At 62.9% G+C, this 24,138-nt stretch carries 21 protein-coding genes; 7 read left to right on the forward strand and 14 right to left on the reverse strand.

Annotated elements, in window-relative coordinates; genetic code table 11:
• Positions 1-9 precede the first annotated feature (9 nt).
• Positions 10-1,263 (reverse strand): ChaN family lipoprotein, encoded by a 1,254-nt coding sequence (locus KUV45_RS20305; RefSeq protein WP_224852031.1) that lies wholly within the window; start codon positions 1,261-1,263, stop codon positions 10-12.
• A 133-nt stretch (positions 1,264-1,396) separates the two neighbouring features.
• Between KUV45_RS20305 and KUV45_RS11185 the strand changes: the two genes are divergently transcribed.
• From KUV45_RS11185 to KUV45_RS11200, 4 genes are all read left to right on the forward strand, one after another.
• Positions 1,397-2,851 (forward strand): Na+/H+ antiporter NhaC family protein, encoded by a 1,455-nt coding sequence (locus tag KUV45_RS11185; protein ID WP_224852030.1) that lies wholly within the window; start codon positions 1,397-1,399, stop codon positions 2,849-2,851.
• Positions 2,852-2,857: 6 nt separating this feature from the next.
• Entirely contained in the window at positions 2,858-3,964 is a 1,107-nt protein-coding gene (locus tag KUV45_RS11190; protein WP_222163081.1) for a class II histone deacetylase, read from the forward strand.
• A 14-nt stretch (positions 3,965-3,978) separates the two neighbouring features.
• Positions 3,979-4,800: a LuxR C-terminal-related transcriptional regulator gene (locus tag KUV45_RS11195; RefSeq protein ID WP_222163082.1), complete on the forward strand. Its 822-nt coding sequence runs from the start codon at positions 3,979-3,981 to the stop codon at positions 4,798-4,800.
• Positions 4,801-4,881: 81 nt separating this feature from the next.
• Positions 4,882-6,087: a methyltransferase gene (locus tag KUV45_RS11200; RefSeq protein WP_224852029.1), complete on the forward strand. Its 1,206-nt coding sequence runs from the start codon at positions 4,882-4,884 to the stop codon at positions 6,085-6,087.
• Positions 6,088-6,174: 87 nt separating this feature from the next.
• Here the strand turns inward: KUV45_RS11200 and KUV45_RS11205 are convergent, their stop codons facing one another.
• The gene (locus KUV45_RS11205) at positions 6,175-7,473 is read right to left on the reverse strand and encodes a sodium:proton antiporter (RefSeq protein WP_206937822.1); all 1,299 of its coding nucleotides are present in this window, start codon (positions 7,471-7,473) and stop codon (positions 6,175-6,177) included.
• Positions 7,474-8,162: 689 nt separating this feature from the next.
• Between KUV45_RS11205 and KUV45_RS11210 the strand changes: the two genes are divergently transcribed.
• The gene (locus KUV45_RS11210) at positions 8,163-8,819 is read left to right on the forward strand and encodes a DNA-3-methyladenine glycosylase (protein ID WP_222163084.1); all 657 of its coding nucleotides are present in this window, start codon (positions 8,163-8,165) and stop codon (positions 8,817-8,819) included.
• A gap of 68 nt (positions 8,820-8,887) precedes the next feature.
• Here KUV45_RS11210 and KUV45_RS11215 read toward each other — a convergent pair whose 3' ends face one another.
• The 3 genes from KUV45_RS11215 to pncB form a co-directional block, all read right to left on the reverse strand.
• Positions 8,888-9,361, reverse strand: coding sequence for a secondary thiamine-phosphate synthase enzyme YjbQ (locus KUV45_RS11215; protein ID WP_222163085.1), 474 nt, complete (start codon positions 9,359-9,361; stop codon positions 8,888-8,890).
• A 75-nt stretch (positions 9,362-9,436) separates the two neighbouring features.
• The gene (locus KUV45_RS11220; RefSeq protein ID WP_222163086.1) at positions 9,437-10,081 is read right to left on the reverse strand and encodes an isochorismatase family protein; all 645 of its coding nucleotides are present in this window, start codon (positions 10,079-10,081) and stop codon (positions 9,437-9,439) included.
• Between the two features lie 87 nt (positions 10,082-10,168).
• The gene (gene pncB, locus KUV45_RS11225; RefSeq protein WP_206937830.1) at positions 10,169-11,443 is read right to left on the reverse strand and encodes a nicotinate phosphoribosyltransferase; all 1,275 of its coding nucleotides are present in this window, start codon (positions 11,441-11,443) and stop codon (positions 10,169-10,171) included.
• A 130-nt stretch (positions 11,444-11,573) separates the two neighbouring features.
• On the opposite strand from pncB, the gene KUV45_RS11230 reads away from it, so the two are divergent.
• Positions 11,574-12,371: a hypothetical protein gene (locus KUV45_RS11230; protein WP_222163087.1), complete on the forward strand. Its 798-nt coding sequence runs from the start codon at positions 11,574-11,576 to the stop codon at positions 12,369-12,371.
• Positions 12,372-12,374: 3 nt separating this feature from the next.
• Here KUV45_RS11230 and KUV45_RS11235 read toward each other — a convergent pair whose 3' ends face one another.
• From KUV45_RS11235 to KUV45_RS11255, 5 genes are all read right to left on the reverse strand, one after another.
• A complete protein-coding gene (locus tag KUV45_RS11235; protein WP_222163088.1) occupies positions 12,375-13,199 on the reverse strand; it encodes a phytanoyl-CoA dioxygenase family protein in 825 nt (274 codons plus the stop codon).
• Entirely contained in the window at positions 13,196-14,542 is a 1,347-nt protein-coding gene (locus tag KUV45_RS11240) for a M20/M25/M40 family metallo-hydrolase (protein ID WP_222163089.1), read from the reverse strand. Before KUV45_RS11240 ends, KUV45_RS11235 begins: the two co-directional genes overlap by 4 nt.
• A 20-nt stretch (positions 14,543-14,562) precedes the next feature.
• The gene (locus KUV45_RS11245) at positions 14,563-15,990 is read right to left on the reverse strand and encodes a YfcC family protein (RefSeq protein WP_222163090.1); all 1,428 of its coding nucleotides are present in this window, start codon (positions 15,988-15,990) and stop codon (positions 14,563-14,565) included.
• A 369-nt stretch (positions 15,991-16,359) separates the two neighbouring features.
• Positions 16,360-17,895, reverse strand: coding sequence for a histidine ammonia-lyase (hutH, locus tag KUV45_RS11250; RefSeq protein WP_222163091.1), 1,536 nt, complete (start codon positions 17,893-17,895; stop codon positions 16,360-16,362).
• 174 nt (positions 17,896-18,069) lie between these two features.
• Positions 18,070-19,467, reverse strand: coding sequence for a PLP-dependent aminotransferase family protein (locus tag KUV45_RS11255; protein ID WP_222163092.1), 1,398 nt, complete (start codon positions 19,465-19,467; stop codon positions 18,070-18,072).
• Positions 19,468-19,625: 158 nt separating this feature from the next.
• Here KUV45_RS11255 and KUV45_RS11260 point away from each other — a divergent pair, with 158 nt between their 5' ends.
• Positions 19,626-20,186, forward strand: coding sequence for a LysE family translocator (locus KUV45_RS11260; protein ID WP_222163239.1), 561 nt, complete (start codon positions 19,626-19,628; stop codon positions 20,184-20,186).
• Between the two features lie 132 nt (positions 20,187-20,318).
• Here the strand turns inward: KUV45_RS11260 and KUV45_RS11265 are convergent, their stop codons facing one another.
• The 4 genes from KUV45_RS11265 to KUV45_RS11280 form a co-directional block, all read right to left on the reverse strand.
• Positions 20,319-20,657, reverse strand: a complete 339-nt coding sequence (locus KUV45_RS11265) for an MliC family protein (protein WP_206937853.1) — start codon at positions 20,655-20,657, stop codon at positions 20,319-20,321.
• Positions 20,658-20,817: 160 nt separating this feature from the next.
• A complete protein-coding gene (locus KUV45_RS11270; RefSeq protein WP_222163093.1) occupies positions 20,818-22,719 on the reverse strand; it encodes a sodium:proton antiporter in 1,902 nt (633 codons plus the stop codon).
• Between the two features lie 137 nt (positions 22,720-22,856).
• Positions 22,857-23,831, reverse strand: coding sequence for a hypothetical protein (locus KUV45_RS11275; protein WP_222163094.1), 975 nt, complete (start codon positions 23,829-23,831; stop codon positions 22,857-22,859).
• Positions 23,832-23,846: 15 nt separating this feature from the next.
• Positions 23,847-24,035, reverse strand: a complete 189-nt coding sequence (locus tag KUV45_RS11280; protein ID WP_206937860.1) for a hypothetical protein — start codon at positions 24,033-24,035, stop codon at positions 23,847-23,849.
• Positions 24,036-24,138 lie beyond the last annotated feature (103 nt).

A 24,138-nucleotide genomic window follows, 5' to 3' on the forward strand; every position in this document is an offset into this window, starting at 1 on the left:
TTCCTCAACCTATCGCTTAACCTCGGTGGGCGCTGGCGGAAAACTGACCGTCAGCGTGTGGTGGGCCCGTTCGCGCCTTACCTCGACTCTCGCCTGGGTCCCCGGCATTACGCGGTTCACCAACGCCTTGAGCTGCGCAGGCTGGTCAAGGGGTTGGCCAGCAAAGCGCAGCAGGCGATCACCGACACGCAGCCCCGCAGCCGCGGCGGGGCTATCGGGTGCCACCTCGCTGACTACCAGACTGCCTTCGTCCATGTCGACGCCAACCCCCAGTCGCGGTCCATGCTGAATCATGTCGTTGTGCACCACAAAGATCGCATCGGCGAGCCCGTCGTCGGCCGTGCAGGCCTCGTCCACCGTCAGCGGTAGCAGGCTCGACACCGCGCGGATATCCCGGTGTGAAAGCTGCGTCTCGATGCCCTCGCCGTAGCTGGCATGTCCCATTCCCACCAGGCCCACCGCCAGGTAGCCGTCGTCTACCAGCTCGGTAAGCCCGTACGCCATGGCCGTGTCCCAGACCTGCTGGGCGTAGACGAAGTCATCGATCATTCCTGCATCGAACGCGCGATTGCCGGTTTCGTCACCAAGTTCGGCCGCGTGCTGGGCCAGGCTCTCTTCCAGGCGCTGCCGGTAGGAGGGCGATGCCGGGGCGGGTTCCGGGATGCCGTGACGCTCAGTGGGTGGAACGGCCATGACACCTTGCTCGACCAGGCGTCTGCGCAGCTCCGGCGTGACGTTGAGTGCCTTCAGCGGCAGGCGATGGTCACGGGCAAAGTGCAGTATCGGCAGGTAGAGCGCGGCGTCAAAGCCCCAGTAGCGATACCACTGGCTCTGCTTGAGCAGCTCTGTCTCGTCGATATTTCCAGCCACCCAGGCATCCAGCGCCGCCTGGCTTTCCCTTGGCAGCATCTCCAGGCCGATGGCCAGGCGTGGCTGCTGGGCGTGCAGGGCGCTGATCGCCGCCAGCTGAAAACGATGGTGGGCAGGCTGGTCGTGGCGCTCGCCCAGCAGTACCACCTGCTCGTCCGCCAGCGCCGCCCAGCCCATGGGAGGGGAGCGGCTGGTCAGGCTGTCTCCTGGCGTTCGCCAATCGCCGGGAAGGGCACAAGCGGTGCCCGGGGCGCCTGTCGAGGGCGCGGCGACGGGTGGCTGGGTGTCATCGCCCATAGGGGATGCCAGGGCCATGTTCAGCGGTGCCGACAGTGATACCAGCATCGACGCCAGCGCTGGCAGACATAGCCGGACATGGCGGTGTTGGGACATGGGATGAGTCTCCTGACATCGAGGGTCTTGAGTGTGGCGATGGTCCCCATGGGGATATCGCCGCAGGTGCTAGGGCAGTGCTATCAAAGGCATCGCACGGTCACATTTCAACAACAACCCGATGGTGACGACAGTGGATCATAGTCTTTCAGAGCTGGCGAATCGTCGCCAGGACCCCAATCGCGGCCTGCGTCGCGGCTTGCTCTTTCTCAGTGTGGTGCTGGTCGCCAGCCTGTCCGGCCACTGGCTGATCCAGGATGGCCACTATGGCGCCTACGCGCTGGTACCCACGGTGGTTGTCATTTCCATGGCGCTGATCACCCACCGTACCCTTGAGGCGCTGATGGCTGGGTGTCTTAGCGGTTTCATCATCCTCTCACCTTCCAGCGCCATTCAGGACATGGCGCTGGCGGGGCTGGAGGTCATGCAGCAGCCGACCATGGGCTGGATCGCCCTAGTCTGTGGGCTGCTGGGTGCCTTGATTGGCCTTCTGCAGTTCGTCAGGGGCACCGAGGCCTTCAGCGATAGCGCGGGCCGCCTGTTGACCACGCGCAGACGGGCCATGCTGGGGGCCACGGGCCTTGGCATCCTGATCTTCATCGACGATTACCTCAATGCCATGACGGTATCGGCGGCGATGAAGAAGCTGTTCGATCGACTCAAGATTTCCCGCTCGATGCTGGCCTATATCGTCGATTCCACCGCGGCGCCGATCTGTCTGCTGATACCGTTCTCGACCTGGGCCATCTATCTGGCGGGACTGCTGGAAAGCCAGGGCATTGCTGCCACCGGAGATGGCTTCGCCACCTATCTCGGCCTGATACCGATGCTGTTCTACCCCTTGATTGCGCTGTTGGTGGTACTGCTGGTAGCGCTGGGGGTGTTGCCTGCCCTTGGGCGCATGCGCGCGGCAGAGGCGGGAGATGAGCTGGTGGATGATAGCAGCGCCGAGCAAGCCGACGAGGTGCAGCGCCAGATCACGCCCCGCTTGATCAATTTCGTACTGCCGGTGACCACGCTGCTGCTGGCGACCTGGTGGTTCGGTATCGATGCGCTGATCGGCGTTGGCTTCGCCCTGCTGGTTGCCCTGGCGCTGTATGCAGCGCAGCGGATCGCGCCACTCAATCGCATGTTTGATGAGCTCCTGGGGGGCTTTCAGCAGATGCTGCTGCCCCTCGGCATTGTGTTCGCCGCCTTCCTGCTGCAAACGGTGAACCAGAACCTCGGCCTGACCGAGACGCTGGTGGCCTGGGTCGAACCTTTGATGCAGGGAAGCTGGTTGCCGGGCGTCACCTTCCTGCTGCTGTCCGGACTGGCCTTTGCGACGGGGTCCTTCTGGGGCGTCTACGCCATCGCCTTTCCCATCGTGATTCCCCTGGCCGAGGCGACAGGGGCCTCCATGGGGCTGACCCTTGGGGCGATGATTTCGGCCGGTGCCTTCGGTTCCCACGCCTGTTTCTTCGGTGACTCCACCGTGCTCAGTGCACGTGGCTGCGGAGTGACGCCGATCCAGCACGCCCTGACACAGCTGCCGTACGTGCTGCTGGCGGCAGGTGCCAGTGCCATTCTTTATTTCCTGCTGGGGTAGCCACGAATGCAACGACGTACGGCCTTTGCCTTTCATGAGCACTGCCTGTGGCACGACAACGGTCCCTGCTCGGTCTTTGCGACGCCTGGTAAACATGTCCAGCCCGCCGCCGCGGTGGAACACCCGGAGACCAAGCGACGCCTCAAGAATCTGCTGGAAGTCACCGGACTGATGGATGAGCTGGTGCCGATCAAGGGGGCCCCTGCCGATGAGAGCGATCTGCTGCGTTTCCATACCGCCGAGTATCTGGCGCGGCTGGCGCAGATGAGCGAGTTTGGCTTTGGTGATGCCGGGGAGTGCGCGCCGCTGCGGCGTGACAGCTACGACATCGCCCGTCGCTCCACCGGACAGGCGATTGCCGCCATGGATGCCGTGCTGAGAGGCGAGGCCGACAACGCCTATGCCCTGTGTCGCCCTCCAGGGCACCACGCCGAGCGGGACCGAGGCCGCGGTTTCTGTCTGCTGGGAAACATCCCGATCGCGGTCATGACCATGATGGCGCGCCATCCGCTTAAGCGTGTCGCGGTCATCGACTGGGACGTACACCATGGCAACGGCACCGAGCAGGCATTCTGGGAGCGCGATGACGTGCTCACCCTGTCGCTGCACCAGGACCGCAACTACCCCGTCGACAGTGGAGACATCGAAGATATCGGGGGTGGTGTCGGCCGCGGCTACAACCTGAACGTGCCGTTGCCGCCGGGCTCGGGTATCGGCGCCTACCAGGCGGCCATCGAGCGCGTGGTGGTGCCGGCGCTGGAGCGCTTTCGCCCAGAGCTGGTGGTGGTGGCCTGTGGTTACGACGCCAGCGCCATGGATCCCCTGGGCGGCATGATGCTCAATAGTCAGGCCTATGCGGAGATGACGGCCAGGCTGCTCGATGTGGCGGACAGACTGTGCCAGGGCCGCCTGGTGATGGTGCATGAGGGAGGCTACAGCGAGGGCTACGTGCCGCTGTGTGGTCATGCGGTCATCCAGACCCTGGCAGGATCAGCGATCCAGGCCGATGACCCCATGAACGACGAGATCGCACGCTGGGGCCAGCAGACGTTGCAGCCGCATCAGGAGGCTTTGCTGGCACGCCTTGATGGCTTGGTCAGACACCTGGGGTGACGTATTCTGACCCGATGGATGTTTGCCGCCCCTGCCGTTTGCCCTCGAAGGTGCTGCCACCGAGCGATCTTGCGCCGGTGGCGCGCCTTGCCGACCGCGTGCGTTCGCCCAATTTTCTCGAGGGGTTAGGGGAGGTGCTGGGTGCCTATGCCCCGGGGATCAGCTATGCGGTGATGCACTTCCCCGGCGTGGGTAGGCCCACGGTGCTGGCGCATAACCTGTCGGCGGTGCTCGATCGTCGGGTGCTGTTACCCTACGTGGAGCGCATGTACCTGCTCGACCCGTTTCATCAGCATTGGCAGTCCCAGGCGGCGCCAGGGGTGTGGTGGCTTGAAGAACTGGCACCCGCCGGCTTCCGCGAGACAGAATACTTCGCGACCTACTACCGCAACCTGGGCCTTGAACGGGAAGCCGCCGCGTTCTTTTCGCTGGGAGAAGGGGATGGCATCACGATGTCCTTTGGTGCCTACGGTGCCCTGGAGGAGGGCGCCGATCACGTCACCCTGATGGCCCAGGTGGCCTATCTGTTTCCTCTGCTTGAGTCACTGGTTCGCCAGTTCTGGCTGGTGTCGAGTCTGCACCTGCCGCGGGAGGAACAAACGCCAAGCCTGCTGGCGAGCTTTGGACAGGATCGCCTGAGCGAGCGTGAGCGAGAGACCGCCTGGCTGATTCTGCGGGGACATACCAGTCCGGAGATCGCGAGCAAGATGGGAATTTCTACCGGCACCGTCAAGAATCATCGCAAGCGACTGTATGCCAAGCTGAACATCTCGAGCCAGGCAGAGCTGTTCCGGCAATTTATGCTATTTCAGCACCAGTCCGATGGACGCGCCTGACAGGCCCCGTGTCTGCTACCATGGCGCGCCTGTCCCCTTGACCACACGACCGATGTCGTCCTTGCGCGCATGACTGCTAGCTTGAGCCACACCGAGCGCCTCGCGGCGCTGACCCGCCTGCTTGCCGAGTGGCACTGGCTGTGGTCGCCGACCCCCTTCACCCACGCCTCCATCCCCTGGTCCGACCGCGCGCAGGCCGGGGATATCGCTGCCTGCCTCGAAGCGCTGGATGACCAGCGCTGCCAGTGGCTGCAGCAGCGGCCCTTCGACGACTCGCCGCTGGCGGCCTGGCTACCGGTGGCCGAGCTGAAGCGACTTATCGACGTTGCCCCGGGGCCGCCGGCGATCGACGCCCCCGAGGCCTGGGCGTCCCACGTGGGTGGTCGCAAGTGGGCGCAGATGCTGGCGTTTGCCCCTCAGGTCGAGCAACTGCGTGGCCAGCGCCTGGTCGAATGGTGCGCCGGCAAGGGCCACCTGTCGCGGCTGTTGGCGCGCTGGCACCATGGCCCGGTGCGTGCTCTGGAGTGGCAGCCAGCGCTCTGTCGCAGTGGCCAGGCGCTGGCCGACCGCCAGGGGCTTGAAGTGAGTCTGGTGGAGCAGGACGTGATGCAGCCAGGTGCGGCCGAGCAGCTTGACCACGCCGATCAGGTGGTGGCGCTGCATGCCTGTGGCGATCTGCACGTGCGCCTGCTGCAGTTGGCGCGGGACAAGCGCGTGGCGGTGACGCTGGCGCCATGCTGCTACCAGCGGACCCGGGATGAGCGCTACCGACCGTTGTCCGCCCAGGCCCGATACCAGGCTGAGCTGCATGACCTGGCGCTGGATCGTGAGACGCTGGCCATGGCGGTGCAGGAGACGGTGACCGCCAGCCGGGGAGAGCAACGTAAGCGCGAACGGGCCAACGCCTGGCGGCTTGGCTTCGATGAGCTGCAGCGGGAGCTGCGCGGGACGGACGACTACCTGGCGGTGCCGAGTCTGGCCTACGGGCAGATGCCAGATGACTTCGCCGGGTTCTGTCGCTGGGCCGCCCGGGAGAAGGGGCTGGCGCTGCCTAAGGGGGTCGACTGGGAAGCGTTCGAGCGTCGCGGTGTGGCGCGGCTGGGGCGGGTCAATCGATTCGAGCTGGTGCGCCACCTGTTTCGCCGACCACTGGAGCTATGGCTGGTCCTGGACCGGGCCCTGTGGCTCGAGGAGGCCGGCTTCGAGGTGCGCTTGAGCGAGTTCTGTGAGCGAGCGCTGACGCCCCGCAACCTGGCCCTTGTAGCCACCCCGCAGCCGCCAGCCTGACCGGGCGCAGAGCCCCTGGGCCGCGCTGGATCGCCGTCGTTGAGTCGTCGCGCCGCCGCGGCTGGGCCCCGGCGGCGCGACCTGGGTTCAGCTGCGCTTGCCTCGACGGAACTGCTCGACTTCCCAGGCCTTGGCGCGCTGGATCAAGGGGGTGATGCTGGAGCCCTGGATCAGGATCGAGAACACCACCACCGAGTAGGTCATCACCAGGATGATTTCACGCACATCGATGTTCTTGTCGGGGATCACGTCAATGCCGGCGGGAATGGACATGGCCATCGCCAGCGCCAGACCACCACGCAGGCCACCCCAGGTCAGGATGCGCACGGAGTAGGGGTTGTAACGGCGGAAGCGATGGAAGCCAACATAGGCGACGCGCACGCTGAGATAGCGCGACAGCAGTACCAGCGGTACGGCGGCGATCATCAGCACCCAGTCTTCAGGGTGGAAGCTGAACGATAGCATGGTCATGCCGATCAGCAGGAACAGCACGCCGTTGAGGAATTCATCGACCAGCTCCCAGAAGTGATCGAGATGCTGCTGGGTCTCCTCGGAGAAGCCCTTGCGCCGGGTCCTGTTGCCGATGATGATGCCCGCCACCACCATGGCCAGGGGGCCCGATACCTCCAGGAACTCAGCGAACACATAGCCGGAGGTGGGCACCAGCAGGGTCAGCATCAGCTCCATGGAGTGATCCTCGGTATGCCGGATCAGGTAGTGGAATAGCTGGCCAAGGACGAAGCCGTAGAGGATGCCGCCCAGTGCTTCCTGCAAGAACAGATGGCCGACGCTCATGACGGTGGGGGTCGCACCGCCAAAGGCGATGGCAAACAGCGTGACAAACAGCACCAGTCCAAAGCCGTCGTTGAACAGCGATTCGCCCTCGATCTGAGTGGAGATGCGACGCGGCGCGTTCATCTTCTTGACGATGGCCAGTACCGCGATGGGGTCGGTGGGCGAGATCAGTGCACCAAACAGCAGGCAGTAGATCAGATCGAAGTCGATGCCCAGCCAGCCGACCAGCAGCCACAGGGTATAGCCGATAAAGAAAGTGGAGAACAGGGTGCTGCCCATCGCCAGAATGGCGATTTCCCACTTCTGATCACGCAGGTGGGGGAGCTTGATCCCGAGAGCGCCGGCAAACAGCAAAAATCCGAGGATCCCCTTCAGCAGGAAATCCTCGAAATTCAACTGGTTGATGGCATTCTCCGCGGTTTCATCAAGGGCAAACCAGCCCGCGTGCCCAGCGATGACAATGGCAAGTGACAGTATCAGCGCCCCGGCAGTGATGGCGATGGTGGTCTGGAACTTGCCTATCTTGCCGTTGATCAAGGAGATCACCATCGCCATCGCGGCGAGCAGGCATAGGGTGTCGTACACCGACATGGAGTGAAGCCTCTGAAGTGGTTGGGGTAGGGGGAGAGATAGCGGTGGAAAGCATCGTCGGCAGCGCGGTTGGAAGCTCGACGGAAATAGGATGGGTAACAGGGGCTGACACGGCTGGCGAGACAGCGGCGGTAGCAGCGGATGAGACAGGGGCAGAGACATCGGATGAAGAAGCCCCCGAGACCGCTTTGGCGCTGGCCCGAACCTTGGCCCGACCACCTGGGATGCGGTGACGACCGAATACGGCAAACGGGATGAACATTGCTGTGATACCCGCATGACATGAATGCGTGGCGGGCAGAAGAGGCGATAATGACATGTCCATCGCGACAGCCGGGTCCTGAGCATGAGGCGCGTTCAAGCGCCTTGCTGAAAGCGAAAAAGGGCTGCAAGCAGTGGGGTTCAGGGGCTCGCTGGCTCCTGCCTGGTGGAAGCGTTCCCGGCGGAGGTCAGGCGCCGGTTAAAGGGCGCATCTGGGGTCCTGTCCACTGCATTTCGCAGCGCAGCAAAGTATACGCGGCTCACGTGTCGGTTACAGCCCGGATGTCGCATTTTTTGAAGCTAAAGTGCATGGGCTGTCAGAGATGGCGGACAGCTGCTACCGAGGTATGATGAGCCAGACCGAAACGATCGGACAGCGCTCCTTTCGAGGGCCGCTGCACCGCCCCCAATAACCCGCAGGAGTCCTCATGCCCGAGCATGATATCGCCCGCCATCTGAGCGCCGGCCAGGCCCACCTTCGCGGTATTGATTCCGCCTGGGCGCGACTTGTCGACCAGGTCGGAGACTGCCGACTCACGACCGCAGTGGAGCGCAGTCCCTACGAGTCCCTGGCACGGTCGGTGGCCTATCAGCAGCTGCATGGCAAGGCCGCCGCGGCCATCGTGGGGCGTCTTGTCGCACGGTTCCCGGGACAGGATTTTCCCTCGCCTCAGCAGTTGGCGGCGCTGGCGCCGGAGACCTTGCGGGAATGCGGCTTTTCCGCACGCAAGGTGGCGACCCTGCAAGGCCTGGCCAGTGCCGCGATGGCAGGTGACATACCGGGGCGGGAAGAGGCCGCCGAGATGGACGACGAGGATCTGGTCAAGCGCTTTATCCGGATCAAGGGCATTGGGCGCTGGACGGTGGAAATGATGCTGATCGGGACCCTTGGGCGGCCGGATATCCTGCCGGTAGACGACTTCGGCATCCGTGACGGCACGCGCTACCTGTTCGGGCTGGATCACATGCCAACCCCCGCCGAGACGCGGCGACGTTGCGAGCCATGTCGCCCCTGGCGCACGCTGGCATCCTGGTATCTCTGGCGCGCCAACGAACAGCCTGACTATCGGCGTCTCGGTCAGTAGAAACCGCCACGAAAAGACTGACATGAAGTAACAGGTCTGGCGGTGCCATCCACCCCACGCGATCGTTGTCAGTCGCGCCGTCGGTAAGGATTGGGCATGGCCTGCTCTGGCCGCCAGCGTGAGCGCTCGCCATTGAGCGTCACGATAAGCTGGCGCGGCCCACCATGGTCCCGATGCTCGCAAAGATAGATACCTTGCCAGGTGCCGAGCTTCAGCTCGCCATCGCCCACCGGTATGGTCAGTGCGGGCCCCAATAGACTCGCCTTGAGATGGGCCGGCATATCGTCGCTGCCCTCATCGGTATGGCGGTAGTAGGGAGCGTCCTGGGGCACCATTTGGTTGAAATGGCGCTCGAAATCGCTGCGCACGCTGGGGTCGGCATTCTCGTTGATCGTAAGCGACGCAGACGTATGCTGGATGAACACATGCAGCAGCCCGACGCGCATCGCAGGCAGGTCTGGGAGTGCCTTGACGATCTCGTCGGTAATCAGGTGAAACCCCCGTGGACGGGCGGAGAGGCGAAGGCTATTCTGGAACCACATGGCGGTCGATCTCGAAGCAGAAAAGGATAAACGCTCAGAAGGTAACATCCCGAGAGCTCAAGGTGGGAAGCGTCGTCACAGCAGTGCGGCCAGTTCTGCTGCGTCGGCGGCCACCACCACACCTGCGCCGCGCATGCGGGCCAGTGCCTGCTCGCATTGCTGTGGGTCGATGCCGCGACAACCTGCCAGATTAAGGTAAACCTGAAAGTCGGCGTCGCGAAGCTGCATCACCGTCGTGACGACGCAGTAGTCCAGGGCCAGTCCGCCGACGATCACTCTGTCGACGCCGCGCCCCCGCAGGAATTCGATGACGCCGGTGCTGACCCGGTCACTCAAGTCGTGAAAGCAGGCGCCGTAGGGGTGGCAGTCGGGATCGAGGCCCTTGCTGACCATATAGTCGTAGCCCTCCACCGGATGCGGCAGGCCGTCCAGCAGTTCGAAGCCGCGGGTGCCGACAACCGCATGACGGTACCAGCGGACATCGACATTGGGGCCGGCAATGGCGCTGTCGACCGGCGTCAACAGCTCATCCTGATGCTTCGCCAGCCAGACCGGGTTGGCCGGGTGGGCGTCCCGGGAGCCTACACGCAGATCGGCAAGCCTGGCCTGGGCGTTGAGCTCGTCCACGATGGCATCGCCATCGGCTACCGGCAGCTCGTCGGGACATAGCGGGGTAAAGGTCTTCTGGGGATCGACATCGAAAGAGGCAATCTGGCTCATGGGACGCTCCTGAGTAACAGGCTCTGCCGGGAAGCGGGGGCTTCTGACTAGCAGCTTCACAACTAGCGGGGCTTCTGACGAATGGACTCACGCGCTGGCGAAATGCTGCCTCAGCGTTGCCACATAGGTGTCATCGATGCTCATGCTCTTGCCAGGGTCGTCGGAGATCTTGGCCACCGGCTGGCCGTTGCACTCGACCATCTTCATCACGATGCTCAGCGGCGTGTAAGGGACGCCCTGCTCGGTGGCATAGTCGCCGAGATCATTGGTCAGATAGGTGCCGATGCCAAAAAAGGTCTGGGTCCTGCCCTGGAAGTGTTGGGCGATGTCGAGCGCTCTATCGAAGGTCAGGGAGTCGCTGAAGGTCAGCGTTCGCTCCATCGGATCGATACCAAGTCGCTCGAAGTGAGAGATGAATTTTTCGCCCCAGCGTATCGGGTCGCCGCTGTCGTGGCGCACTCCCTGGTACTGCTGGCTGCGTCTGGCGTCGAAGTCCTTCAGGAAGGCATCGGATGAGATGGTATCGGTCAGCGCCACGGCAAATTGGCCGCGATAGACATCGCTCCATACATCGAGGGCGCGTCTCTGGCTTTCCTGCGCGGGCACCAGTGCCTGGTGCGCCATGATGAATTCGTGGGCCATGGTGCCGATGGCCGGCAGCTGAAACTCCCGGGCCAGATGGTAGTTCGAGGTGCCCGCGAAGTGCTCGGGAATCTCGTTGACCATGTATTCGACGACTTCACGTTGGATGGCATAGGAGAAGCGTCGACGCGTACCAAAGTCGGCGAAACGGAACTCGGTCAGACCCCTTCGCTGCACTTCCGTCTTGAGCCGCTCGACCTTGTGGCGCAGGGTGCGTCCGATCGCCTCCTCAGGGACCTCTCCAAAGCGCCGACGGTTGCGTATCTCGCTGACGATGGCCAGGACCGGTATCTCATAAAGAATGGTGTCTAGCCAGGGCCCCTCGACCTCGATCGCCAGTTGGCCGGCGTCGATGGCTACTGTGACGTGTCGCGCCGGGTCGAAGCGGAAGCGCTTGAGGTAGTCGACAAAGGCAGGCTTGATCTCGCCGCGTGTGCGCAGGTAACGCAGTTGGTCATCGCTGAAGCGAAGTCGCTGGAGCTTGAGGATCGCCTGTCTGACGTCGTCGGCGTAGGCGGCCAGGTTTTCCTGGCTGCGGCAGTGAAAGCGGTACTTGACCCAGGCAGTGGGGTAGCGCTCGAAGACCACCTGCATCATGTGGATCTTGTAGGCGTCTGTGTCCAGTAGGCTGGTGATCAGCTCGTCGCGGAACAGCGAGCGATTGACGCCGGCAACCATCGGGTTGCGCTTTCCAGCAGGGAACCTGGGCAGGCCGTTCATGGGGGCGCTCCATACTGTCAAGTATTTTGACTAAATGCAGTCTGCGTGCTGCATGTTCTTTTGTCAAACAGTTTGACTGTAGTCCGGTGTCCTTTACACTGGCGGCACAGCATCTGCCTTGAGGTACGCCATGATCGTCACCCTGGATTTCGTCTGCATCCGGCTCCATCCAGAGTCTCGGGCACCGGAAGTGCTGTTGCGAAAGCGGGAGACGTCACCCGAACCTGGGAGCTATGGCCTGGTCGGCGGCTGGATCCGCGAGCAGTCCCAGGGGCAGACCCAGCCACAGATCCAGCCACAGACCCAGGAGCGGACCCAGAAGCCAGGCGAAGGAGGAGACAGCTGTCTCGATGATGCTGTGCATCGTATCTTGCGCGACAAGGTGGGGCTAGCGCCCAGCTATCTGGAACAGGTCAGGGCCCAGGGCAGTCTCTACCGCGACATAGCGCGAGGATGGTCCGTCACCATTCCTCATCTTTGCCTGTTCAATCGCACCGAGAACGATCGTCTTGCCCTCCAGGATCACCTGCGTTGGGCCTCGCTGTGGGACCTGTTGGACAGCAGGGTGCCTCTGCCGTTTGACCACCTGACGCTGGTCAGCAGTGCGTATCAGGCCTTCGTCAACAAGATCAAGTACTCGTCGTTGTTGCTCTACCTGCTGCCGTTGGAGGTAACCATCGGTGAGATCGTCGATGCCTACGCCACCTTCGGTATCGAGGTGAAGAAGCAAACCGTCATCAACCGCTGGATCAAGGCAGGCCTGCTCGAAGAAACCGGCACCACCAGAGCGGTCAGCAGCAAAGGGCCACCTGCGCGCCTGTTTCGCCTGACGGAACCCACCCTCAGCTACTTCGAGAGCGCCATTGGTAAAAGCCTGCCCGCCGCGCCAACTACCATCTCTGGCCAGCGATGCAAACGGCTCGTGTGAGCTTCACCCCACCAGCAATGGGAACAGAGGGTGGTCCATGGGGCTTCCTGCCGGCAGCTGTTCATCCAGGCCTGGAAAAGGAGGAGAGGTCGTCCAGCGTCGCGGGGCGTGGACCATGTCATCGCCGAGCAGCCGGACGGAGAAGGCGCGGCGACGTTGCGGCCCCCTGACCCCACCCGCTGCATGCAGCGTCAGCATGTTGAAGAACACGGCGTCGCCGGGCTCCAGCGCCCAGCCCACAATGGGGTAACGCTCGCGATGGGCCTCGATGTCAGGCAGGTCGGCAAGACTGCCTTCAGGAAACCACTTCGCTTCGTTGTCCATGAAGGTGCGGGGCATCAGCCACGGACCCTTGTGGGACCCCGCCACGAATTCGAGGGTTGAGGCCCGCGGTACCGGGTCGACCGGCAGCCACATGCTCAGGTTCTGATGCCCCTCCACGTTGTAGTAAGGCTGATCTTGGTGCCAGGGGGTGCGCTGTCGGGTACCCGGCTCCTTGACCAGCACATGGTCATGGTAGAGGCGTACCTGGCGCGAGCCCATCAGTCGCTGGCCGATCAATCCCAAGGGCGAATCAAAGATAAAGTGACGATAGGCCGGGTTGTCTTGCCAGTTGCAGAAATCCTCGAAGAACCAGCCTGGATCGTCTGGACGACTGGCCACCTTGGCGCGGGGGCTAGGATGCTGGATGTTGTGCTCGATGCCTTCTGCCAGTCGGGCGAGTTCTTTTGGACAGAAGATGCCCCGTAGGCAGATGGCGCCGTCTCGCTGAAAGTCTGCCACAACGTCGTCATTGACGATGGTGTCAGGATGTATACGTAGGTTCATGTGCACTCCGCTTCAGCTGAGCCAGGAATCGGGAAGGCGAGCGCTGCCAATAGACGGGTAAAGAACTGCTCGCACTGAATGACCTGCTCAAAGGTGATGTATTCATCGGGCCGGTGGGCCTGGTGGATGCTGCCGGGGCCACAGATGACCGTCGGCGCACCTAACTGGGCAAACAGCCCGCCCTCACAGCCGAACCCCAGCGCCATAGGCTGGGCGGGGCTGCCGGCCAGGTCGGCGATCCAGCGTGGGAACTCGCGTCGCCGCTCATCCAGTGCCGGATAGTGCCCCAGGCTTTCGAGCTTCAGGGATCCGCGCTGAGTTCGGCCGGCCTGCGTTGTGTCTGTTGCCGACCCAGCGGGGGACGGTGGTTCAATAGGAAATGAGGCGCGGGTCCTCGGCAAAGAGGCCGTGTCGTGAGAGCCCGTGCTCAGGCATCCAGGAGGTCGGGATGCATCGGTCCCGGATTCCAGTGGGTCACCATCAGCGGAAGGCGGATAGAGCCTTTGCAGGTACTCGCGCAGTTCCTCGACACGCTGATCGGGCAGGCAGCGCATCTCGATATCCATCTCGCAGCGTTCCGGGATGCGGTTTAGTACGGTGCCGCCGTGAATGGTGCCGACGTGCACGGTGGACCAGGGAGGGTCGAATCGAACGTCGTGCAAGGCCTGTTGGCGTTTTTCCTTGGCCAGCTGGCGCAGATCAAGTAGCACATCGGCGGCCAGGTCGATGGCATTGATGCCGCGTTCTGGATAGCCGGAATGGCCACCGACGCCGTTCAGGACAGCGCGAAGACCCACGTGGCCCTTGTGAGCAGTGGCAACGCGCATCTCGGTGGGTTCGCCGATGATGACGCCTCTTAGTCGCTCCTGTTGCCTGGCCAGCACTGGCAGCATCAGCGGGGCGCCCTGGCAGCCCACCTCTTCATCAAAGGACAGGGCCAGGATGACCCCATGGCGCGAGCGATGTCGCTGGTGCCAGGCCGTAAGTCGGGTCAGCGCGACGCCAACAAATCCTTTCATGTCAGCGGTGCCGCGGCCGTAAAGCCGGCCCCGGTGTCGACGCGGAGTAAAGGGTGGGGTGATCTGCCAGTTTTGGTCGTCCGCGGGCACCACATCTGAGTGTCCCGAGACGATGATCGCGGGCGCCTCCCTGGGTCCAAATTCGGCGATAAGGTTGGCCTTGTCACCCGTGCCGTTACGACACAGCGTGACGGTCACGCCTCGCCGTTCCAGCCAGCCTGCGATGAACTCGATCATCGGCAGATTCGAGTGTCGACTCGTGGTATCAAAAGCCACCAGGCGTTCGATCATGGGCACGCTGGCAGGTAACGCGATATCGGCCAACCCTTGTCTCCTCGCAGGTGTCAGGCAGCAGGCCACACGACCGTCGTGGCCAGCAGGACCAGTAGCGCGCCCAGTCCATACAGCAGCGCGATCAAAGGCAGCATGAAGCGGATCCAGCGGGTCCAGGGAATGCCCGCGATGGTCAGGCCAGCCATCAGCCAACCTGCCGTCGGGGTGAACGCATTGGAGATGCCGTCACCAAACTGGAATGCCAGCACGGCCACCTGCCGATTGACCTCGGCCAGGTCGGCCAGCGGCGTCATGATAGGCATGGTCAGGGCGGCCTGGCCGCTGCCAGAGGTGACGATGAAGTTCATCGCGCTCTGCATTGCAAACATGCCCAGGGCAGCGGCGCTGGAGGAGGTGTCGCCGATGATGGACGACAGGGCGTGGATGATGGTGTCGATGGTATCGCTTTGCTGGACGATAACGACGATGGTGAAGGCCATTCCTACCGCCAGGGCACCGTCCACCATGTCCTTGCACCCGGTGGAAAACGAGGCTGCCAGGCGGTTGGCGCCCATGCCGGCAACTCCGCCGGTAACGATGCCGAGCACCAGGAAGACCCCAGCCATTTCCTTGAGGTACCAGCCGAAGGCGCTGACGCCGGCGATGATGGCGATCAATGCCAGTGCAAAGGCGCCCAGGATGATCAGGTGACGAGGGGTCAAGTGAATGTGTTCGGCACTGACTTCGCTGGCCTCGGGTGGTGCCAGGCCATAGACCACGCTGCGATCCGGCGAGGCCTGAACGCAGCGCGCATAGAGCATGACGTAGCCAATGCTGACGGCGACAAAGGCCAGCCAGCAGATGATGCGGTAGCCCATGCCGGAAAATAGCGGCAGTTCAGCAATGCTCTGGGCCACACCGACATTGAAGGGGTTGAGGCAGGAACCGGTGTAACCGATGGCGGTTCCAATCAGCGGGATGGCGGCGGCGACCACGGCGTCGTAGCCCACCCGGCGTGCCAGGGGCAGCAGGATGAAAATGTAGACGATGCTGCCTTCGATCATGCCGTAGGTCCCGGAGCACACGGCGAAGAAGGTCATCATCAGCGGGATGATCAGAATTTCCCGGCCCTTCAGGCGCTCCAGCAGGAAGTTGACCAGCCCCTCCACGGCACGGGATTGGCGCAAGACGCCAAAGGTGCCGCCGACAATAATCAGAAAGAAGATGATGGAGGAACCACTTTTCATGCCTTCGAAGAAGGCATTGAAGAAGTCGAAAGGACCGATGCCGTGATTGTCGATCAGCCGGTAGGTGCCTTCCACGATAACGGAACGGCCCTGAGCGTTGGTGGCGCGCTCATAGCTGCCACTGGGGATGAACCAGGTCACCACGGCGGCCAGCACCGCCAGCAGAAACAGGATGACAAAGGCGTGGGGGAGCGTCTGATTGGCATTCATGCTCGGCCGGGCGGCCGCATTTCCCTGCGGGTCTTGGGTCATCGCTGATATCTCGCTGGCTAGAATGTCGGTAGACGCGGGCCCGCCTTGTTTTGTACTGCCTTGTCGTTCTCTATCGCTCCTTGTCGCCCCCTGTCGCCCCCTGTCGCTCCTTGTCGCTCCTGTTAGGGCCCTAGAGTCAGTCTGTCCGAGTTAGCTCACCGAGATGCGGTTACGATGCGGTTACATAGCAGCCAGGAAACCCCCAAGGACGCTCTGCCAAGGACGGGGCCGTGGTGTTGCTACGGGGCATCCTTCACGAGATAGGTCGACTCATAAGCCCTGACTGAACGTGAATGGCAGGCAGTGCAAAAGGGTATGGTCCGTATCATTCTTTGGGTTTAGCTCTCTGTGGCGCGCTATGTCGAGCCATCAGGCTCGACTGGGCAGAATGGCGCCAGATATCAGCTGATAAAGCGCACCACGATCAAGCAACTCGATGGCGACCTGGATGTCGGGGGCGAAGTAACGGTCGTGATCGTAGTGCGCCACGTGCTGGCGCAGGCTGTGTCTGGCCTGCTCCAGCAGCGGCGTCGTGGTGAGTCCGTCGCGCATGTCCAACCCTTGGCAGGCGGCCAACCACTCGATGGCCAGCACGCCTCTCACGTTGGCGGCCATGTCCCCGAGTCGGCGCGCCGCGGCAGGAGCCATCGAGACATGGTCCTCCTGATTGGCAGAGGTCGGCAGGCTGTCGACGCAGTGAGGATGGGCCAGTGCCTTGTTCTCGCTGGCCAGTGCGGCGGCGGACACCTGCGCGATCATGAAGCCGGAGTTGATACCTCCGTTGTCGACCAGAAAAGGCGGCAGCCGCGACATATGAGTATCCATCATCAGTGAAATCCGGCGCTCGGACAGGGCACCGATCTCCGCCAGTGCCAGGGCCAGGTTGTCGGCGACCATGGCGACAGGTTCGGCGTGGAAGTTGCCGCCCGACAGAATGTCGCCGCTGTCGGCAAACACCAGAGGGTTGTCGCTGACGGCGTTGGCTTCGATATCGAGGATGCGGGCGGCGTGGCGCAGCTGATCCAGTACCGCCCCCATGACCTGTGGCTGGCAGCGCAGCGAATAGGGGTCCTGGACTCGGTCGCAATTGGCATGGGAGTTGCCCACGGCGCTCTGATCCTCAAGCAGGTCGCGGAAGATCCGTGCCACGTCGATCTGGCCTTGCTGGCCGCGCAGCTCGTGAATACGCGCATCGAAAGGCACCCGTGACGCCAGGCTGGCCTCGACGCTCAGCGCACCGCAGACCAGCGCACTTGCCAGCAGGTCTTCCGCCTCGAACAACCCCTTGAGCGCCAGCGCGGTAGAGACCTGGGTGCCGTTGAGCAGCGCCAGCCCCTCCTTGGGGGCCAGGGTCAGCGGGGATAGGCCAGCAATGTCCAGCGCGTCCCGTCCACTTAGCACCTCACCGCGATGGCGGGCCTGGCCCTCACCCAGCAGCACCAGGCTCATATGCGCCAAGGGCGCCAGGTCGCCAGAGGCGCCGACGGAGCCCTTGGCCGGAACTAGCGGTGTCACCTGGGCGTTGACCAAGGTGATCAAGGCCTCGATCACCTCCCGACGTATTCCGGAAAAGCCCCTGGCCAGGCTGTTGACCTTGAGGGTCATGATCAGCCGCACCAGAGCGTCGTCCAGCGGCTCGCCAACGCCGGTGGCATGGGACAGCACCAGCGAGCGCTGCAGGTCGTTCAGGCGGTGTCGATCGATACGGGTGTGGGCCAGCAGGCCGAAACCGGTGTTGATGCCATAGGCGGTGCGATCTTCGCGTATCACCGCATTGACCGCCTCGACCGAGGCATCGATGGCGGCCTTGGCGGTAGGCGGCAGGGCGATGGCGAGGGGGCTCTCCAGCTGGCGCCGTGCGTCCTCCAGGCGAAGTTGACCGGGGGTAATGACGAGGGTGGGCATGCTGATGAACTCCCTGTGAGGTGACGCGATGAGCGGGCGTTACCTCGAGTCTAATGTATATACATTAGACGCTCCATGCTTCGCGCTGGAGGTGTCTGCTCCAGCACGACATGGCCGCAGTTCTACGCTGCAACGGCAGCTGACTGGACGGCACCGCTTTGGCGAAAGACTTGGCTACAGGGTGGCCCAGGGACTGGTGTTGCCCTCGTCAAGCACCCGCCGCAACGTCGTCAGTGCCGTTGTCAGCCGTGCTCTGCTGGTGGCTGCGCCGACACACAGACGGATGGCCTGTGGTGCGGGGTCGCTGCCGCTGCAGAAGGGCTCAGGTGTCGCGACCAGCACTCCTTCGCGTTGCAACAGCGTCTGTACTTCGCTGGCGCGACGGCCCTCTGGCAGCGGCAGCCAGAAGTTGGCGCCATAGGGCAGACTGCGCGGTTCCAGGTCGGCCAAGGTGCTCTGAGCCAGGCGCTGGCGAGCGGCCAGTTCCTGCTCCTGCCAGGCCAGCAATGTGGTATAGCGAGGTGAGTCGATCCAGCGACAGGCGACTTCGGCCATCAGCGGTGGACACATCCAGCTCTGGGCGCGCATCAGGCTGCCGATGCGCTCGCGCAGCGTGGCCGGCATCTGCAGAGTGCCGACCCGCAGCCCGCCGGAGAGAATCTTGGAGGTGCTGAATATCTGTAGCGTTCGATGGGGGACCAGGCTGACCAGCGAAGGGCCCCGCTGCGCTGCCGGCACATATTGCACCGCATCTTCCACCACCCAGAAATCGTAGCGTTCGGCCAGCTCGGCGAGATGCTGACGTCGTTGGCTCGACATCACCGCGCTGGTGGGATTGTTCTGATCCGGTGTGACGTAGATCAGTCGGGGCACCTGTCGCCTGCAGCGCTGCTCCAGCGCATCGGTGTCCAGACCATGCTCATCCAGCGGAATGGCCATGGGCCGCAGGTGAGCATGGCGGCTAGCGGCATTGAAGCCAGGATAGGTGAGGGCATCCGCGGCAACATGGTCGCCAGGGCGGGTTAAGGCTCTTAGACACAGGTCAAGGCCGTGCTGTCCTCCCTGGGTGACCGCCAGCACCTCGTGCAGTGGGAAGCCAAGGGCCGCCAACCATTGGCTGAGGGCCTGGCGGTGGGCCGTCGTGCCGATATCCGGCTGGTAGGCAGCCGCCATGGCAATAGCGGCGGGATCCTGGCTGACCTCCACCAAGGCGTCGCGCAGGCACTCGTCGCGCCATGGATGGGGGGGCGCAAAGCTCAAGCTCAGGTCAATCACGTCGGACTGATCATCCGCGACGTGAACGCTGAAAGGTGGCTCGTGAGAGTCCGTATCACGGACATAGGTGCCGCTACCCACCCGTGACATCACCCAGCCTCGCTGCTGCGCCTCGGCGTAGGCGCGGGTAATGGTGCCCACGGTGACGCCCAGCGCGTCGGCCAGGGTCCGTTGCGGGGGCAGTCGATCGCCGGCGGCGAGTCGGCCTTGGTCGATGGCATCACCGATGGCCGCGGCGATCTGGCGATAGCGGGCCGATCGGGAGTCGAGCTCGAGGGAGGGGATCCAGATTGTCATGGTGACAATAAACCCTTTGACGCCAATTGTGGCCTGAGTATGCTTTCTTTCATGGGGGCAATTTGCCGTGATTCACACCATAATGCAAAAAATGTAGGGGTACAATTGTGGAAGAGACCGTTAGCCAGCTCGCCTACCTGCTACCCGCGGCGCTGTTCATGGTGTCCATGACCATCACGCCAGGTCCCAATAATGTGATGCTGACCGCCTCCGGCGCCAACTACGGCTTCCTGCGTACCCTGCCGCACCTGTTCGGTATCCTGGGCGGCTGTTTTGTGCTGTTCGCCTCGATTGCGCTCGGGCTCGGGGTGGTGTTCGAGCGCTATCCGGTGGTGCAGGGCGGGCTCAAGCTGATTGGCAGCCTGTACCTGTTGTACCTGGCCTGGAAGATCGCAACGGCCCCGCCGCCGGACCTGCGGGTCGGCGATGCCCGCCCGTTGACCTTCGTGCAGGCGGCGGCATTCCAGTTTGCCAACCCCAAGGCGTGGGTCATGGGCATCGCGTTGATGGCCGGGTTTCTGCCGGACGGTGGTAACCCCTGGGTCAACGCGCTGTTGCTCGCGGGCGTGGCGGAACTGGTGGGGCTCCCGTGCATTGCCCTGTGGGCAGGGTTTGGCACCGCCATCGGCCGCCTGCTGACGACCGACCGAGCCTGGCGAGTGTTCAACGGGCTGATGGGCGCTCTGACCGCAGCTTGTGTAGTGATGATCCTGCGCTGAGGGTCAGGCCGGGGAGCGTTACCTGCCCCGGCAAGATCGACCGTGCTGGCAAGCCAAGCGGTTCTAGCAAGCCAAGCAGTTGGAGCAAGCCAAGCAGTTGTAATAAGCCCAGCGATAGGCGAATGAAGGGGCTTAACCGCTGACTTCGCAGTTGACCGGCATGCGCCTGCCAATTGTCCAGGTGGCTTCATTACCCTTGCCGCGGAACACATGCTGGCCATTTTCCGAGGCGTAGCTCATGCCCGAAGCGACAGGCTGACGCTCAAGAGGATAGCGATCGCCGTGCATCCGGACTTCCGCCGAATCGGGACTGTCGAAGACAATCGTGAACTGGCTGCCATCCTGGCAGATGTAATCGGCGGAGGGTGAAGCTGCCTCATCTGCCGGGGGCTCATTTCCTTGCTGTCCTGTGCCGGCGCAGCCGGCTACCAGCAGGGCGAGGGCAGCAGCGGGAATCCAGCAAACCTTCATGACGTTTCTCCTTGTCGAAAGTCCTGTCGCAGAGGGTGGCGGCCATCGCTGGCCGCCTTAGCTTGGTGTGCTCGCGGAACGTTAAGTTCCGCGGCGGCGCTGTCCATGATGAGCCGTCCCGGCCGCTGGCGCCAGGGTGTGATGGCACCTGGCGGGGCCATCAGGACCCTGAGTCGGAGTCTGGAGCCTCGCCGTCATCGCTGACGTTGCTCTCGTCCCTGGTGTTGGCTGACGGCTGAGCCGAGGCGCGCTGTTTCCTGGTGCGCTGGCGCTGGGCCTTGTCTTCATGGGTGTCGTCGGGCACCAGGGCGAGCAAGGTTTCACCGGTGTCCGCATCGAAGCTCTCGTCCTTGTGCATGACCCTGACGTCGCCGTCTTCGGCATAGGCGGAGATCACCCGAGCATCCGGGTTGTCTCGGCGATAGTCGTCGAACGAGTAGCTGTCGCTAAGGCGTGTCAGGCGCACGCACCAGCCTTGGCGAATCCGTGAATTGGCCTCTTCATAGTCGAGCTCCTTGGCGAAGAAACGCCCTCCCAGCGTCTGTTCGAGCTGGTCGCCGCCGACGCCTCCGCCGGGAGCAAAGCGATAGACCCGGTGATGTCCGAACTCCGGAGCGTAGTGCATGCACAGCAGCGCGTTGTAGTCATCGTTGTCGGTCAGCGCAACCATACTGTCGAAGCGATTGAGCTCCAGCGTCAGCTCGGCTTCCTCGGTGAGCACTTCGCCGTAGTAGGTCGGGATATCGCGTCCTCTGACCTGGCGCAGGTGATTGTAGTTGCGGTCCGCGATCAGTACCGGTCTTCCCTGGGCCTGAATCGCCTCGGCCAGGGCCGCGGTAAAGGGATTGGCGCCGACGATCAGCAGCCCCTTGGTGTCGGTGGACTGCAACTTGAGCCGGCGTGCCAAGGGCTGCAGCGAAAAGCCATGCAGCAGGACGGTCACGGCGACAATGGCAAACGCCAATGGCGAGAGCAGGGCGGCGTCCTCGACGCCAACATCGCTGAGGCGGGCTCCAAACAACCCGGCGATGGCTACCGCCACCACGCCTCTCGGGCCGATCCAACCCACGATCAGCTTTTCCGAGAAGGGCAGGTCGACCCGGATCAAGGCCAGGAATACCGCCACTGGCCTGACCAGCAGCAGCACGACGGCGACGAACACATACTCGCGCATGCTCAGGGTGGCCAGGGTTCCAAGATCCACCTGGGCAGCCAGCAGGATAAACACGCCCGACACCAGCAGGACGGTGATGTTCTCCTTGAAGCGTCGAATCTCGTCCAGGGACGACAGCGACGAATTGCCGATCACTACCCCCATCACCGTGACCGCCAGCAGCCCGCTTTCATGGAGCAGGGCATTGGGCAGCGTGTAGGTCGCCATGACCAGAAAGATCATGACCGGGACTTTCAGGAATTCGGGAATCTGTCCGGCCTTGATCGCGCGTATCAAGCCCCAGGCCGTGGCCAGTCCGACCGCAGTGGCGACGACAATGCCCAGCAGCATATGGCCCAGGGTCACCGACAGGTCGTGGGATGAATACATCACGATGGTGATCTCGAAGGCCAGCACCGCTGCCAGAGCGCCGACCGGATCGTTGAGAATCGCCTCCCAGCGCAGGATCTCACCGGGACGCCGCTTGAGACTGGCCTGGCGCAGCAGCGGGATGATGACCGTGGGGCCGGTCACGATCAGGATGCCGCCCAGCACCGATGCCGAGGCCCAGGACAGACCGCCGATGTAGTGTCCCGACAGCGTGGCCAGGCCCCAGACCAGCGGCCCGCCGAGAAACACCAGACGCTTGACGGCGAGTTCAGCCCCTCTCAGACGGGTCAGGTTGAGGGTAAGACCGCCCTCGAACAGAATCATGGCCACGGCAACGGCGACCAGGGGTTCCAGCAGGTCGCCGAAGACGGCGTGGGGGTCGAGCACCCCGCTGACCGGGCCGATGAGCACACCGCTGAGCAGAAGCAGGACAATGGCGGGCACTTTCCAGCGCCACGCCAGCCACTGCGCACCGATACCGAGCGCCGCTATCAAGCTGAAGGCGAGAACCGGGGACATGGTGACTTCCTTGTTGTGAAAATTGTGGTGAAAACAGAGACCTTTGATCCACACGCTAGGCGGCTGCAAGGCGAATCACAAGGCGCGGTGTAAACGCTTGCCTGGGGTAGGTGAAGCCAGGTCGTCGCGACACTGGATCAGCGAATGGTGCGGCGGGAGCTCGTGACTGGCGTGTCGCTGATATCGCTGGAGGGAAGCAGTCGAGGGTAGGGACGACTGGGAAAGGTAAAGCCCGAAATAGAGATGATCTTGTCTCGTGTCAGCGACAGGGTATTGGTCGGTAGCGGGGCGGCCAGATCAAAGTCGTGTCCGCCGGTAATGACGATACGACGCCTTTTGTCTCGATATCCCGAACGTACCGGAATCACACCAATGCCTCGGGAAATCACGCTTTCTTCATCTGGCTCCGGTAGCAGGGTAGGTAGCCCGATATACACTTTGTCGTTCTCGAGGCTAATTAGAGCGTAGGTGACCTGTCGATACGTTAGCCGTTTCAGTATCGCGGCCAGTGCCGCCCTGTCCTCCGGGTCATGTCGCTTGATCTTTCCGCAGCGTAGATGGGACAAGACGTCTCGTCTGGCACGGTAGATCGCGGCATTGTGGGCAAAGTCAATCTTGGCCTGAGTCTTGATGGTGATGAGCTGGTGTTCGATGGGGGCCTTATCTTCGAGCAGCAGCTCCACTTGTCGCTTTCTGGCCCGACGAAGCCTCTGGGCACCTAGCCAGTTGACCCGTTGGCAGGTGAAAGCGGTCAGCCAGGTCAGCACGATGGAGCAGAAGGACAGGGACGCCAATTGTAGCGACGCCAGGGTGGACGGATCGAGCTGACGACCCGGGTACAGGCCCGACCCCATCAGGTTTGCCAGGTACAGAAACAGGTGGGTGTCAGGTAGAAGGGTAATGCCTGTCCAGTGCCCGATGGACGTGCCAATGGCAGGAAGCAGATAGCCAAAAAGTGCCGCAACGAAGGCAACGATCAGAATGCCGAACTTGGCAGCCCGGATGTACAACAGCCAGCCATGATAGAGGCTGATGCGAATCTGCTCTCTGGGGCTTTCGGTGATGTAGATGTAGCCGCAGACCAATACGGGAAAGATCAGCAGGCCGATCATGGTCAGCGACTGGCGCTAGAGAATATCGTGATCAAGCCGCTGCCGCTCCAGTTCAGCGGCGTCCTTGCTGGCGTACTTGCGGACCACGATGGTACCCGATGGCGTCACCTCGACGTCATCCCAGCCGACCGTTTCCGCAGCCTCGATGGAGGTCGTCAGCTGCTGTTGAATCTGTTCCAGTACGAGCTGCCCTTCGCTACTCATGGCAATGCCTCTTTTTTCGCGTACCTTGGATAAAGGCTTCGCGCACCTTGGATAGTAGCATGTCCGCGGCGCCGCATAGCGAGCAAAACACCGCGAGCAGGGC

The sequence above is a fragment of the Halomonas sp. DP3Y7-2 genome, from assembly GCF_019800795.1.
GTDB lineage: Bacteria > Pseudomonadota > Gammaproteobacteria > Pseudomonadales > Halomonadaceae > Halomonas > Halomonas litopenaei_A.

Excerpts from the sequence above, each read along its gene's own strand:
- KUV45_RS20305 (WP_224852031.1), bottom strand. The coding sequence starts at position 1,263 with ATGTCCCAACACCGCCATGTCCGGCTATGTCTGCCAGCGCTGGCGTCG.
- KUV45_RS11190 (WP_222163081.1), top strand. The coding sequence starts at position 2,858 with ATGCAACGACGTACGGCCTTTGCCTTTCATGAGCACTGCCTGTGGCAC.
- KUV45_RS11195 (WP_222163082.1), top strand. The coding sequence starts at position 3,979 with ATGGATGTTTGCCGCCCCTGCCGTTTGCCCTCGAAGGTGCTGCCACCG.
- KUV45_RS11205 (WP_206937822.1), bottom strand. The coding sequence starts at position 7,473 with ATGTCGGTGTACGACACCCTATGCCTGCTCGCCGCGATGGCGATGGTG.
- KUV45_RS11210 (WP_222163084.1), top strand. The coding sequence starts at position 8,163 with ATGCCCGAGCATGATATCGCCCGCCATCTGAGCGCCGGCCAGGCCCAC.
- KUV45_RS11215 (WP_222163085.1), bottom strand. The coding sequence starts at position 9,361 with ATGTGGTTCCAGAATAGCCTTCGCCTCTCCGCCCGTCCACGGGGGTTT.
- KUV45_RS11220 (WP_222163086.1), bottom strand. The coding sequence starts at position 10,081 with ATGAGCCAGATTGCCTCTTTCGATGTCGATCCCCAGAAGACCTTTACC.
- pncB (WP_206937830.1), bottom strand. The coding sequence starts at position 11,443 with ATGAACGGCCTGCCCAGGTTCCCTGCTGGAAAGCGCAACCCGATGGTT.
- KUV45_RS11230 (WP_222163087.1), top strand. The coding sequence starts at position 11,574 with ATGATCGTCACCCTGGATTTCGTCTGCATCCGGCTCCATCCAGAGTCT.
- KUV45_RS11235 (WP_222163088.1), bottom strand. The coding sequence starts at position 13,199 with ATGAACCTACGTATACATCCTGACACCATCGTCAATGACGACGTTGTG.
- KUV45_RS11245 (WP_222163090.1), bottom strand. The coding sequence starts at position 15,990 with ATGACCCAAGACCCGCAGGGAAATGCGGCCGCCCGGCCGAGCATGAAT.
- hutH (WP_222163091.1), bottom strand. The coding sequence starts at position 17,895 with ATGCCCACCCTCGTCATTACCCCCGGTCAACTTCGCCTGGAGGACGCA.
- KUV45_RS11255 (WP_222163092.1), bottom strand. The coding sequence starts at position 19,467 with ATGACAATCTGGATCCCCTCCCTCGAGCTCGACTCCCGATCGGCCCGC.
- KUV45_RS11260 (WP_222163239.1), top strand. The coding sequence starts at position 19,626 with ATGGTGTCCATGACCATCACGCCAGGTCCCAATAATGTGATGCTGACC.
- KUV45_RS11265 (WP_206937853.1), bottom strand. The coding sequence starts at position 20,657 with ATGAAGGTTTGCTGGATTCCCGCTGCTGCCCTCGCCCTGCTGGTAGCC.
- KUV45_RS11270 (WP_222163093.1), bottom strand. The coding sequence starts at position 22,719 with ATGTCCCCGGTTCTCGCCTTCAGCTTGATAGCGGCGCTCGGTATCGGT.
- KUV45_RS11275 (WP_222163094.1), bottom strand. The coding sequence starts at position 23,831 with ATGATCGGCCTGCTGATCTTTCCCGTATTGGTCTGCGGCTACATCTAC.
- KUV45_RS11280 (WP_206937860.1), bottom strand. The coding sequence starts at position 24,035 with ATGAGTAGCGAAGGGCAGCTCGTACTGGAACAGATTCAACAGCAGCTG.